Genomic DNA, 12,012 nt, shown 5'->3' with positions numbered 1-12,012 from the left:
AGGAACTAATCCCGAAATGGGCAGCCACGGATACCACACCCTCACCACTGGTTTGGTAATAGTCTACCACAGCCAACTTCTGTTCCAGAGAGTAAACAGTCTTCGTATGTTTCCGCTTAAGAGATTCTAGTCCATGGGCTCGAGCCTGTTCAACCCATTCCCGGATTACTCTCGTTGCCGGGATACTGTATTTCGTGCAAAGTGCACTATATGATACACGCCCTGAAAGATACTCCTGCACAACTTGTAACTTTAATTCACTAGAATATTTGGTCATAAAAATGCCCCACAATCGTTAGAGTATCTGTCTAACAATTATGGGGCACTTCACGGGTCGCGACCGCGCCGCTGCTGGCGGTGCAGCATGTGTCATTCAGTTATCAGGATCAGCCGATCCTCCAAGATGTCTCCTTAACGATTCAGCAAGGGCATAAATATTTGTTGGCGGGGCCTAGCGGTGCGGGCAAATCAACGCTGTTGAAGTTAATGGCCGGGTATTTGACAGGGTATCAGGGCCAGCTGGTCTTTCACGGGCAGGACTACCGGGCCATTGGTCAAGCAGCTTTAATGGACCGGATCCTTTATCTGACCCAAACGCCCCAGGTGATCAGCGGGACGGTCGCCGATAATTTGGCGCTCACGGCGCACTATTCCGCGGCCGAGATGATTCAGGTGCTGCGCCGGGCAGCCTTGATTACTACGGATGCCGAGGGGCCGGCTTTTTTGAAACAAAATGTTGGCGCTAAGGGGACGGCCCTCTCCGGCGGCCAGCTGCAGCGGTTGGCGCTGGCCCGGGGGTTGCTGCGGGGCTATCACATTCTGCTGCTGGATGAGGGGACGTCCGCGGTGGATGGGCCGACAGCGGTGCAGATCGAGCAGGACCTGCTGCTGGATCCGCGCCTGACCTTGCTCATGATCAGTCACACACCCCATGCAGCCACGGCACCGTTATTCGATCACGTCATTCAGTTTCCGCTAACCAAAACTGCTGGGACACCTGCGTCAGTGTAACGTGCACGGGGGTCTGGAATTCTTCGCCATCGATTTGGATGTGTTCATGGGCGGCGGTGGCGAAACGGAAGTGGCGGCGTTGGTAGAGGTGCAGTTTGGGGTGGCGGGATTTGCCGCTGAGAATATTGGCTAAGATCGGCATCAAAATGTGCCAGGGCGCCTTGTTCACAGCCACGAGGCTGAGCCGCTGGGGATCGCGGCGGTCGTCCGGGAACAGGCGAATACCGCCGCCAAGAAACGGGTGGTTCGTGAAGACGAAGAGGTACGTTCGTTGATTGGCGTGGGTGTGTTCACCTTGCCAGGTCGACGTAAAGCCTTGCTGCTCGCGCAGGGCGCGCAGAATATTGATTCCATAGGAAAAATGGCCCAGATGAACGCGGTTCAAGTCAGTTTTTAGCCCGGATTGGTTCGTATCATACACGATGCGGGCGTCAATACCGATGCCGAAGTTGTTAATGAAATATTGCGTGCCCAATTCCGGCGAGATCGCTTTTCCCACGTTACGGGATTGGGCCCGGCTGCGGGCTAACGCAGCAACCGCCTTGTCCGGGCGCAGCGGGATCCCGTTCGCCCGGGCAAAGTCGTTGCCAGTTCCAGTGGGGACATAACCCACTGCAGTGGTGTGGTTGCCGGTTTCCTGCAGGCCGTTGACGACATCGTGCAGGGTCCCATCGCCGCCAATGACGACACACCACGCTTCAGCCGGCAGGCCGCGGCTGATCCGCCGAGCGTCGCCGTCCCGGGCGGTATAGTAAATCTGGTCAATGGTGAACAGGGCCTGCAATTGGGTCAGCAGGGCTGGAATTTGCTTGCGGTGGCGGGCATTACCCGCCTGAGGATTCACGATCACGGTTATTTTAGCCATTGTTCAACGCTCTACTTTCGTCAGGTTATCTTTACTTTAGCGTATTGGCGGCCGTTTGGGCAATTTCGTGCTCATAGAAAAAAGGACGTGGATAACAACTCCCGCTGACACGCCGTGCCAATGCTCCGCAAGCTGCGGCAAAATGGGCTGGAACGCCATGACGGCGCTTGAAGCCAGCAAAAACCGCTGTCTTCAAGTCGCCTAACGGCATATGATCTCGCGCAAAACCAGCGCGAGATCATTGCCGTTCCCTTGGCTGAGCCCATTTTGCCTCCGCTTGCTACGCATTGGCACTTGTTACATCAGAATACCGGAGTGTTGTCCAAGTCCTTTTCTTAATTAGTCTTCGTGGTGCGCGTCGATCAGCTGTTGTTGCAGTGCCGCCAGTTTCGGGGTTAGATACACCGGATACAAATCTGGATTGACCAGTCGCTGAGTGGCTTCCGGCAATCGAGTCAACGCTTCCCGCGCATGCTGCTGGATGGCAAAGACATCGGTGGGCACGGCGCTGGTGTGGCCGGGGGCCAGGACCGTGGCGAGCAGCGGCTCGGCGGTGAAGTTCTTCAGCGTTACCCGGGCGTGGGTCACTTGGGGATCCGCACTCACAGCTGCAATGACGGCGGGCAGGGTTTCATCCGCCAGGGCAATGATATCGGCAAAGGCCCGCTGACTGCCCGGATGGTAGAGGCGGTAAACCTGCTTGTGCCCGGGCAGGGTCGTTTTCTCCCGGGTAGCACTGACTTTGATCTTCGGCTGCCATTGGCCGTTGACTTGTAACGCGGCCAGCTTGTAGACCCCGCTGAGGACCGGGGACGAGGCACTGGTGATCAATTTCTCGCCAATGCCGAAATTATCCAGCGGGGCGCCTTCTTTGAGCAGGGATTGAATGACCGTTTCATCCAAGGCATTGGACGCCGTGATTTTGGCTTCGGGAAAGCCGGCGTCGTCCAGCATCTGCCGGGCGGCTTTGGCTAGCGCGGTGATGTCCCCGGAATCAATGCGGATACCGACCGGTTTGTGCCCGGCGGCGCGCAGTTCCTTGAACACGGTGATGGCATTGGGCACGCCGGAGGCCAGGACGTCATAGGTGTCCACCAGCAGCGCACTGTTATCCGGGTAGATCTTCGCCCAAGCGCGGAATGCGGTCAGTTCATCGGGGAAAGATTCGATCCAACTGTGCGCCATGGTGCCGGCAGCCGGGATGTGAAAGAGTTTGGCGGCCAGCACGTTGGAGGTGCTGGCACAGCCGCCGATGACCGCGGCCCGGGCGCCGTAGACGGAGGCATCCGGACCCTGGGCGCGCCGGGCACCGAACTCCATGACCGGCCGGCCCTCTGCCGCGGCGGTGATCCGCCGGGCTTTGGTGGCAATCAAAGATTGATGATTAACGAGGTTCAAGAGCAGCGTTTCTAACAGTTGTACCTGCATCAATGGGCCCTGCACCGTGAGCAGCGGCTCCCGGGGAAAGACGGGCGTCCCCTCCGGCAGGGCGGTGACGGTACAGGCCAAGTGTAAAGTGGCCAAGTAGTGCAGGAAATCCTCCGAATACAGCTTCAGCGACCGCAAATAGTCAATATCGTCAGGGGCGAAGCGGAAGTTCTCCAGGGCCTCAACGACCTGCTGCAGGCCGGCGGCGATGACGAAACTGCCGTGATCCGGCACGGTGCGGTAAAACACATCGAAGACCGCTTGATCTTCGTGGGGCAGGGCGGCGTAATAACCGTTGGCCATGGAAAATTCGTAGAGATCAGTCAGTAACGCGTGGTTCATTGTCATAAGAATTAAAACCCTTCTTTAAGTGAATCCGTAACTTGCGCACCCAGCACGTGGGCAAAATGACCGAGCGCCCAGTCCTGGCCGGCGGGCGTTAAAGCCGCGACGGCATTCTGGTGGACGACGATTTGGTAGTTCAAGTTGTAGGCATCCACGGCGGTATGCAGGACGCAGATATCGGTGCAGACGCCGACCAAGTGCACGGTGTCGATTTTGCGCTCCCGCAGCCGTAGATCCAGCGCCGTCCCAGCAAAGGCGGAATAGCGGGTTTTGTCGAACATAGTCACCCGTTCCTCAGCCTGATGGGCTGCATACCATGGCTTCAGCGGACCGTAAAATTCCCGTCCCCAAGTGTTCCGAACATTATGGGGCGGGAACAGCTTGCTTTCGGGATGATAGGGATCGTGGGGCGTATGCACGTCGGTGGGCAGGTACACCCAGCCGTCCTGGTCCCGGAATTCATCGGCGAGGGCAATGATGTTGTCCGCTAATTTCTGTCCCGGTGCCCCGCAGGTCAAGACGCCCTTGTCGGCGACAAAGTCGTTGGTGTAATCGATGATCAATAACGCTTCGTTGGTATGGGCCATGAGAACCGCTCCTTTATTAAATAAAAGTCATTCAGACTTTTATTGTTTAGAGACAACAATACACGTTCCATCCGTGTTTTTCAATTCTTCGGCTTGAAATTTGCTATTGACGCTGGCTAAGTTTCCGTGCTATGCTTCTCTTTGGTTATTTTCTGCCTAAGACTCGGGTGGCTGATGAGGCCTTAATATCCCGCCGAGGAGTTAATTCGGAGTGTACTCTATGTCTAGGCAGGCATGGAGTTTTTTTATGGCAAAGAAAAGCTGATAAATCAACCAATGGAGGTGAATCACATGCCAAAAGAAGCAACGATCGCCAAAAAGGCAGCAGTTGTTGACGAAGTAACGGACAAGTTCAGCCGTGCTAAGTCTGCTGTTGTTGTCGACTACTTGGGTCTGACTGTTGACGAAGACACGAAGCTGCGCAAGCAATTGCGTGACGAAGGCGTTGAGCTGGAAGTTATCAAGAATACGTATCTGCGTCGTGCCGCTGAGAAGTCTGGCTACGAAGGTTTGGATGATACATTCACCGGCCCGACTGCTGTCGCTTTCTCTTATGAAGATGTTGCTGCACCGGCCCGCGTCATTTACAAGTTCGCTAAGACTGCCAAGAATTTGGAAGTTAAAGGCGGCATGATCGAAGGCAAGGTTGCATCCATGGATCAATTATCCGAGCTGTCCACATTACCGGACCGCGAAGGCTTACTGTCCATGCTGTTATCTGTTCTGCAAGCACCTGTTCGCAATGTTGCGTACGCCCTCAATGCGGTGGCCGACAGCAAGAACGACGAACCGGCTGCCTAGTTTTTAAAATCGTAATCAAAATTCGGAGGTAAATAGATATGGCTTTAGATACACAAAGCATTATCGAACAATTGAAGGGTGCGACCATCCTTGAATTGAACGACTTAGTTAAGGCAATTGAAGAAGAATTCAACGTTTCCGCTGCTGCTCCTGTTGCTGCAGCTGGTGCTGCTGGCGGTGCTGACGCTGGTGCTGAACAAACTGAATTCGACGTTGAGCTGACTGAAGCTGGCCAAGAAAAGGTTAAGGTCATCAAGGCTGTTCGCGAAATCACTGGCCAAGGCCTGAAGGACGCTAAGGGCATGGTTGATAATGCTCCGACCGTCATCAAGGAAAAGGTTTCTAAGGATGACGCTGACAAGCTGAAGGCTCAGCTTGAAGAAGTAGGGGCTACGGTTACTGTTAAGTAAGCCATCCTCAATTCTGAGAAAAAATACCGCATCTCAGCGACCGTTATGGCCGCTGGGATGCGGTTTTTCTTTTGCCAAAACTTCGCAGGGCTCCATTATGTTCCACCAAAATATGGAACGGTGTATGGAACATTTCCATTTTGTTCCATATCAGCCGAATTGTGTATTTTCCGGAGCAAAGCACACGCCAATTCGATTGAAGCACTAAACCAAAGGGAAGCCCAAGAGTGGTGCGGCTGATTTACCAAAAATTGTAAGTCTTTGGTCGGTCCTGCAGATTCGTTCTGCCAGTGTATAGCAATGTGCCCTGGCCACCGTCTTTGGTCGAATCGTAAATGTAGACGTTGGTTATTAGATTTGGCGTATCATATCGGACCAAGAGCACGTCATTTCCATTTTTATAAAGATATGCAATGGCGTCGCCAACTTGAACGGCTCTGTAAACCGAAGGATACTTCGACAAATGCTGCGAGGACGCCTCACCAAACCTTTGGGCAGAGGCAATTAACAAACTTTGCTTTCTTGATGAGGCAGAAGCTGCTTGCTGTTTTCCCTCTTTTGCTTTTGCAATGGAGGTGGTCACTTGATCTTGGAGATTACCAAGCGTACCGCCTTGAACTTTTCCTTCCGAAGAAAATATGACGTCTCCCTTACTATATGTCCATAGCTCGTCTGCTTTAGCCTCTGGATCCCCCGCAATATCAGTAACCTGTTCCTTGGTCATTCCAAGTCGCAACTGATTGTACTTTTCCTCTTGCTGTGATTCTTTCTCGGCCCGTGCAATGGAGGATTCTTTTTCCTTTTTGGACCGTTGCTCAGCACTAGTAAGGCCGCTTTGTTTACGTGATGAAGAGTTGACTGATTGCCTGTTCCCGCGTTTCTTGCTCGTGGAGCTCATTTTGGCTGAGGAGGCTACCGAAGATTTTGAATCATCAAATCTTCCATCAAGAGCAGTGCCGATTCCACCCACAATTAGAAAAACGGCCAGCCAAAACCACCACTTCTTGTACAATGGCTTTTTATGTCGGGCCTTTCGTGAGCAGACCTGTGCCCGGCTCGCTCCCTTTTGACGTGTTACTCTGCGTGACGACCTACTCAATGGTTCCTGCCCGTTGTTCTCTCCCCTGATCTTCATTGATATCCCCCCATATCAGCTTTCTTATGGCATTATATTAACAGCTAGTATGTCTGTTTTGCTCTAATCGTCCCTCGGTGCTGGCAGATGGGGGATGAGCTAATTGAAACTCTCACTTTCCGAGAAAGTGCGTAAGCAGCTGTGTGAGCTCCTTTTGGATGTGCAGGATCAGTTGCCGGACGGTCTGATGAGCGAAGAATCCGACCACAGACTACATGACTTTTTCGCTCCGGGATCAACTTGAAGAGGCAAAGGTCAATTTTGTTCATGGGCTACTTCTGCGCCTTTGAATCAGTCATGCTGGGTTGAAAATAGTCATTGAAAATATTAGCGACACCATCCAGCAGAATGTCGCACAAGTTCTTGGAAGTGTATCCTGTATTGTGATGATCCACGGAATTCCGTGCCGCAAAAAGCAACCGGATATATTTGGCTTGGCGAATACTCATTTTGATTGGTGGCTTCATCATCAGCGAGGTGTATTTGGTGCCAGTGGGATCCCAACCGAGTTGTTTTTGAAGTTCAGTTTCCGAATGACAATTTTGCAAGGTGAGAAGCAAAAGGTGTTCGATACATGTTCCCAGGCCAACGGAGCAGAGGAACCAATATCCATCGTTATAGGCAATGAGACATTGGTTAAATTCATCGGTAAACTGATCATTGTTTATGGCGGCGACCATTTTATCGAATTGAAGGCGCTCAACAAAAATCTTTTGATTGCTGAGCGGAAATGGAGTTATTTGATTCCTTTGTTCAAGCAAATCTCTGCTTTGATTGTATTCGTTGGAAACCCATCTTGAAATCCACTCGTGAGAGATGGCGTCTCTAGAACTAACAAAATGCATTTCTAGTGATGCAGGTTCAATCGTGTCGGCAATTCTCTGCGGTATGACGTTTTTGTTGATAACATAAGCCAATCGTTCCGAATCGCGAACAAGCTGTTCAAACTCGTAATTAAGAGTTGAATTTCGGGCATCCTTGTAGACGATTGTGTCAGATTCCTCCGAGGGGCGCGCAAAGACAATGTAAGCAGAATTTGATTCTTTGTAAGAAACGTGAATCGCAAAAATTTGAACATGTTTATCGCCAGCCCAGATGAATCTAGACGCGTCATGCTGGTCAACGTTGAAGAAGTCAAGGCGTTTCTCGTAACTTTGCTTCAGAAATGGGATTAAGCCAGAGTTCCAAAGATTGCTTTGATTCATTGATATGCACTCCCTCAAGCCGCCACTCAGCGGGGGCTATTTTGATTCCATCATTAAATTGGATAATCCGTTGAGTAAATGTATTTCTCAGGATCTCGAAATTTGGAACGCTTCCATGCATTATTTTATCGCACACATGCAACGTTCACAAACGGGTTTGCATAGAACCAAATCGTTGTGTAGAAAATTCATATGCTATTAGTATGTGATCGTACAGATGAAACTAAGTGAGGCAAATGGATTCGGAACAGCTTCGCCAGTAGCTGGACAAGCAGGAACAAGCGGACCAGCGGAACAAGGGAACAATCAACAAGCTGGTTCAAACAGTCCAGGATAACTTCTGGTTGTTCTGGGTCGCCTTCCTGGCCTTGCACAAGACCTATTCCCACGCGGATAATTCCAAGCTCGCCAATCAGGGGCTCAAGCAGCGGCTCGACAAAGAAGCCAAACAAAGCGGTGTATCGCGGAAGCCAGTCAGTACCAACGACGGCCTTCTGCAATATGCCGCTTTTGTGTATGCCTCTACGTTGGCCGCTAAGCAATTGTCCGAGCGGCTCACTCAAACGGCTAAAATGGGCCGTAAAATCGATATGGCGGGTACTCCCGATGCAAAGCTGCATCCCAAGAAGCTGGCCGAGGACATCATCAACGAGTCGCTGGACGGGACGGTCTGGTCTGAGCGGATCTGGAACAATATGGAGATGTTGCGGGCGAGTATGTATCAGCAGATGCAGCGGACACTCATCTTGTCCGAGAATCCGATTGCCGACAGCGCTGATCTGCGCAAGCAGTTCGACGTGACGGCTTATCAGGCCGACCGGATCCTGCGGACAGAGGGAGCCCGGGTGATGAACGCCCAGCAGCTGGAGAACGTCCGGACGGCTGGGTACAAGCGAGTAAAGTGGATTGCTAATACCGGAGCGTGTAAGTTCTGTCACGCCCACGCCGATGAAGTTTACGCGCTGGAGGAAGCCGATGGGATCCTGCCGGCCCATCCTAACTGTGAGTGTAGCTGGGCGGCCACTGATGACTCGACCATATTCAGCATGGGCTGGGATACAAACAAAATCGATTGGGATACGTTCGATTACGACAGTGCGGTGGCACGGGATCCAAGCGCTGATGAAAGGGCATTTATTCGCGATACGATTTCATCGATTAACAATACTCGGCTTAGGCGGACGGTTGCTGATGCAGAGAGCAATATACGCATTATCGTCAAGCCGACACCACGTGCCCAAGCTTTATTTCAACCGGGAAAAAGTGCAGCCACGACGTATATCCAGATGGATCCAAGGCTGTTAACTCGTTCCGGATATTTCAAGGAGGGATATGAACCACATGGTGAGGCACTGATTCACGAACTGGGACATTACATTGACTCCTTAAACGGCTTTCCATCTGTGCAGAATCGCGACGTGATACGCGACACGATTCATCGAGATATCACCAAGAACTTTATGTATGCCCATCCGGTCAGTCCCGGATTGTCTCCTAGCAAATTGAAGGCCGCTCTGTCCGACAATATCAATAAAGCCTTGGAGGGCATCTATCAGAATCATCCCGCCACTTCATATTCAGATCTGAATGATATACTCAGTTCAGATGTTGCCTTTTATGATATTCCTCCCAAAACGGGCCACCGAGTTCCATATTGGATCAATTCAAAAAACAGACAATCAGCAGAAGTGTTTGCTGATTTGTTCTCAGTCAAGGCAATTAATCCAAAAGGCTATGCCTTAATTCAGGAATATCTTCCGGATACGGTGGATCAATTTGAACAAATTTTGAATGGGGTGATTTCAAAATGATGGTATTTGAAGGCGATGCGGGTAAAATTGCTAATCGAGCTGATATGAATTATCAGAAACGATTTGGAAAATATCCGCCTTTTACTGCAATTGATAAATTCATGCCGAATGATATCGTACTCAGAGAGTCGGTTGCTAAGAAATATGCTGAATATTTGGCGTCGTTGAGTGAGCCATTACCGAATGATGATCCACCAGACAGGTTGTATTGATTCACGTCCGCAACGACGTTAAACTACGAAAATAAATCGTGAAGCATGAGGAGCGCTAGTCGTGCATGGGGCCGTTTGGCCGTGTGTGGGGCTGTATCAACGGTCCTTTTTGTTTTGGGATTCGGAGGATTGCAAAAATCAAGCAGCACCTGAAACGGAAGCACCTGACACGCAGCAAACGGATCCAGCGACACCGGATCAACAGAATACCGAGACCGAGCAGCAGGAACAATCCTTTACCCAGTCTCAGCTAGACAGCGAAGCCGATAAGCGGGTCGCCAAGGCGCTGGCCAAGGCCAAAGCGGACTATCAGTCCCAACTCGATAAGGTGCGTGAGAGCGCCAAGTCCGAGGGCGAGAAGTACGCTAAGATGACCGCCCAGCAGAAAGCTGATGCTGAGTTCCAGGCCAAGCAGGACGCTCTGGATAAGCGCCAGGCCGACTTGGATCGGCGGGAGCTCAAAGCTAATATCGGCGACTCGCTGCACGAGAAGGGGCTGCCGGCTGAATTGGCAGATACGTTGGTCGTGATCGGCGACGCCGAGAAGATTCACGCGGTCCTGGACACGGTCTCCGACACGATCCAGAAGCAGGTGGCCGAGGGTATTCGGGAGAAACTGCAACAGAACCCGCCCAAGGCTGGCGCGTCCAACCTGTCTGGTGCTGATGATCCGTTCAAGGATAAGCTCAACAAGTATAAATAAGGAGGCCACTCATCATGGCAGGAGAAAACAATAATTTACCAGTCCGCACATATCAAAAGCAGTTTGCCCAGTTGCTGCAGGAGTTTTACCGCAAGCAAGCATATTTTAATCAAAACATTGAATCCTGTGAACTTGCTCCAGACACAAATTCAAATGAGCTTCTTTAAGGATCGGGTTGGTGAAGGTGTTTTCTTTTCTCCCCGCTTCTCGTGTTAAGATAGGAATGACAGAAATCAGAGGGGGATATTTATCTTGAAGAAACGGTATTTACTACTCAGTTTAGCCTGCGCGGCCGTCCTGGGGACAGCAGCCTTGCCCAAAATGGCCCAGACTTGGTCCTACCGCAGCGACGCCTTGATTCAGCCCGTCGCGGTGGACAATCAGTTTATCAACGATCAGCATTTCAGCAACCCGCCGATCATCACCAAACCCACGACGTTCACCCATATGAACGGTTATCGCAACGGTGTTGGCAAGCCGGAGGGGGTTGTCATTCACGAAACCTCTGATCCCGACATGACCTTGGATGAAGAAGTGACCCGGATGCAGACCGAATGGCAGAAGCGGGAAGCTTACGTCCATGCATTTGTGGACCATAGCGAAGTGGTCAATATCCACCCGACGGATTATGCGGTATGGGGCGCTGGCTACTTTGCCAATCAGCGGTTCATTCAAATCGAACTCGTTGAGGAGCATAACGCGCAGGATTTCGCCCAATCCGTGAATAACGACGCGTATTACGTCGCGACTTTGCTGAAGAAATACAATTTGCCGGCCGTTTTGGCTGATCACACTGGCCAGGGAACGATTTGGTCCCACAATGCGGTATCTCAGTGGTTGGGCAACACGAACCACACCGACCCGGAAGCATATTTTGCTTCTTGGCATTACAGCATGGATCAGTTTGCCGCACTCGTGCAGCAAAAGTTAGCAGCCATGAATGGGACGGCCTATGACACCGTGGCGACGAAAGAGGCTGCCACAGGAAATGCGCTGGTTACCGGCACTGCCACAAAGTACTATCTGACGGACGCCGGCTTCAAGCCGGCTGGCAGCAGTGCGGCCTTGAAGGGCCAAACCTACCGGATCACCGCAAAAGCAACGACGACCCAAGGCGCGACCATGTATCTGCTGGCGAATGCTGCGGGTGTCGGCCAGTTCTGGCTGCCGGCCGCGGGCATGGAGATCGGTAATTCGGGCTCAGGCAGCACCGGGAACCAGGCATTCCGCGGCGTCGGCCGGATCAACTACGTGCCGGGTTACGGCATTGCCGTCTGGCGCAATGACGGCAGCCGCATCGCGGGCAAGTATTTAGCCCACGGCAGCGCCTGGCAGCTTTATGCCAAGAAGACCGTGAACGGCGTCACTTGGTATAATCTGGGCGGCGACCAGTGGATCAGCGGCCAGTACGTCGTCTTACAATAATGTTAGGGGATACCGTGTCTGCGACAGCGTTTGCCTGGGCACGGTATTTTTGTCTGACCTAAAAAGTACGTTAT

General features: G+C 51.9%; 14 protein-coding genes and 1 other annotated feature. Of the genes, 8 read left to right on the top strand and 6 right to left on the bottom strand.

The features are described from left to right. Positions 1-277 (bottom strand): helix-turn-helix domain-containing protein (locus H627_RS20925; protein WP_155827914.1); only part of this gene is annotated, 277 nt, incomplete at its 3' end. An 89-nt stretch (positions 278-366) separates the two neighbouring features. Between H627_RS20925 and H627_RS17875 the strand changes: the two genes are divergently transcribed. Beyond that, a complete protein-coding gene (locus H627_RS17875; protein WP_051225343.1) occupies positions 367-1,011 on the top strand; it encodes an ATP-binding cassette domain-containing protein in 645 nt (214 codons plus the stop codon). Here H627_RS17875 and H627_RS0110010 read toward each other — a convergent pair. The 3 genes from H627_RS0110010 to H627_RS0110000 form a co-directional block, all read right to left on the bottom strand. Next, positions 962-1,876: a diacylglycerol/lipid kinase family protein gene (locus H627_RS0110010; protein ID WP_027828848.1), complete on the bottom strand. Its 915-nt coding sequence runs from the start codon at positions 1,874-1,876 to the stop codon at positions 962-964. The two genes, H627_RS17875 and H627_RS0110010, sit on opposite strands and share 50 nt — an antisense overlap. Positions 1,877-2,215: 339 nt before the next feature. Continuing rightward, positions 2,216-3,652 (bottom strand): nicotinate phosphoribosyltransferase, encoded by a 1,437-nt coding sequence (locus tag H627_RS0110005; RefSeq protein WP_027828847.1) that lies wholly within the window; start codon positions 3,650-3,652, stop codon positions 2,216-2,218. Between the two features lie 5 nt (positions 3,653-3,657). After that, on the bottom strand, positions 3,658-4,236 hold the full coding sequence (locus H627_RS0110000) for a cysteine hydrolase family protein (protein ID WP_027828846.1): 579 nt from the start codon (positions 4,234-4,236) through the stop codon (positions 3,658-3,660). A gap of 137 nt (positions 4,237-4,373) precedes the next feature. Continuing rightward, positions 4,374-4,491, top strand: a sequence feature (ribosomal protein L10 leader region). A 36-nt stretch (positions 4,492-4,527) separates the two neighbouring features. On the opposite strand from H627_RS0110000, the gene rplJ reads away from it, so the two are divergent. Next, entirely contained in the window at positions 4,528-5,037 is a 510-nt protein-coding gene (rplJ, locus tag H627_RS0109995; protein WP_027828845.1) for a 50S ribosomal protein L10, read from the top strand. 38 nt (positions 5,038-5,075) lie between these two features. Continuing rightward, complete coding sequence (rplL, locus tag H627_RS0109990; RefSeq protein WP_027828844.1) at positions 5,076-5,447, top strand: 50S ribosomal protein L7/L12; 372 nt, start codon at positions 5,076-5,078, stop codon at positions 5,445-5,447. Between the two features lie 241 nt (positions 5,448-5,688). Here rplL and H627_RS19315 read toward each other — a convergent pair whose 3' ends face one another. Then, positions 5,689-6,582, bottom strand: a complete 894-nt coding sequence (locus H627_RS19315) for a hypothetical protein (RefSeq protein ID WP_027828843.1) — start codon at positions 6,580-6,582, stop codon at positions 5,689-5,691. A 272-nt stretch (positions 6,583-6,854) separates the two neighbouring features. Further along, positions 6,855-7,787: a hypothetical protein gene (locus H627_RS0109975; protein WP_027828842.1), complete on the bottom strand. Its 933-nt coding sequence runs from the start codon at positions 7,785-7,787 to the stop codon at positions 6,855-6,857. A gap of 344 nt (positions 7,788-8,131) precedes the next feature. On the opposite strand from H627_RS0109975, the gene H627_RS19310 reads away from it, so the two are divergent. The 5 genes from H627_RS19310 (at position 8,132) to H627_RS19305 (ending at position 11,938) form a co-directional block, all read left to right on the top strand. Next, entirely contained in the window at positions 8,132-9,598 is a 1,467-nt protein-coding gene (locus H627_RS19310) for a hypothetical protein (protein ID WP_051225342.1), read from the top strand. Next, a complete protein-coding gene (locus tag H627_RS0109965) occupies positions 9,595-9,810 on the top strand; it encodes a hypothetical protein (RefSeq protein ID WP_027828841.1) in 216 nt (71 codons plus the stop codon). Before H627_RS19310 ends, H627_RS0109965 begins: the two co-directional genes overlap by 4 nt. A 61-nt stretch (positions 9,811-9,871) precedes the next feature. Next, positions 9,872-10,513, top strand: a complete 642-nt coding sequence (locus H627_RS17860; protein WP_051225341.1) for a DUF4355 domain-containing protein — start codon at positions 9,872-9,874, stop codon at positions 10,511-10,513. Positions 10,514-10,527: 14 nt separating this feature from the next. Further along, a complete protein-coding gene (locus H627_RS20100; RefSeq protein WP_155827913.1) occupies positions 10,528-10,680 on the top strand; it encodes a hypothetical protein in 153 nt (50 codons plus the stop codon). 85 nt (positions 10,681-10,765) lie between these two features. Continuing rightward, positions 10,766-11,938, top strand: coding sequence for a peptidoglycan recognition protein family protein (locus H627_RS19305; RefSeq protein ID WP_051225340.1), 1,173 nt, complete (start codon positions 10,766-10,768; stop codon positions 11,936-11,938). Positions 11,939-12,012 lie beyond the last annotated feature (74 nt).

Origin of the sequence: Schleiferilactobacillus harbinensis DSM 16991, from assembly GCF_000425885.1 — a bacterium.
Taxonomy (GTDB): Bacteria; Bacillota; Bacilli; order Lactobacillales; family Lactobacillaceae; genus Schleiferilactobacillus; species Schleiferilactobacillus harbinensis.
The sequence above is the reverse complement of the archived record's forward strand: the minus strand, read 5'-3'. Positions and strand labels throughout refer to the sequence as shown.

Coding starts and splice junctions, on each gene's coding strand:
- rplJ (WP_027828845.1), top strand. CDS start 4,528: ATGCCAAAAGAAGCAACGATCGCCAAAAAGGCAGCAGTTGTTGACGAA.
- H627_RS0110010 (WP_027828848.1), bottom strand. CDS start 1,876: ATGGCTAAAATAACCGTGATCGTGAATCCTCAGGCGGGTAATGCCCGC.
- H627_RS19315 (WP_027828843.1), bottom strand. CDS start 6,582: ATGAAGATCAGGGGAGAGAACAACGGGCAGGAACCATTGAGTAGGTCG.
- H627_RS0109975 (WP_027828842.1), bottom strand. CDS start 7,787: ATGAATCAAAGCAATCTTTGGAACTCTGGCTTAATCCCATTTCTGAAG.
- H627_RS0109965 (WP_027828841.1), top strand. CDS start 9,595: ATGATGGTATTTGAAGGCGATGCGGGTAAAATTGCTAATCGAGCTGAT.
- H627_RS20100 (WP_155827913.1), top strand. CDS start 10,528: ATGGCAGGAGAAAACAATAATTTACCAGTCCGCACATATCAAAAGCAG.
- H627_RS0110005 (WP_027828847.1), bottom strand. CDS start 3,652: ATGACAATGAACCACGCGTTACTGACTGATCTCTACGAATTTTCCATG.
- H627_RS0110000 (WP_027828846.1), bottom strand. CDS start 4,236: ATGGCCCATACCAACGAAGCGTTATTGATCATCGATTACACCAACGAC.
- rplL (WP_027828844.1), top strand. CDS start 5,076: ATGGCTTTAGATACACAAAGCATTATCGAACAATTGAAGGGTGCGACC.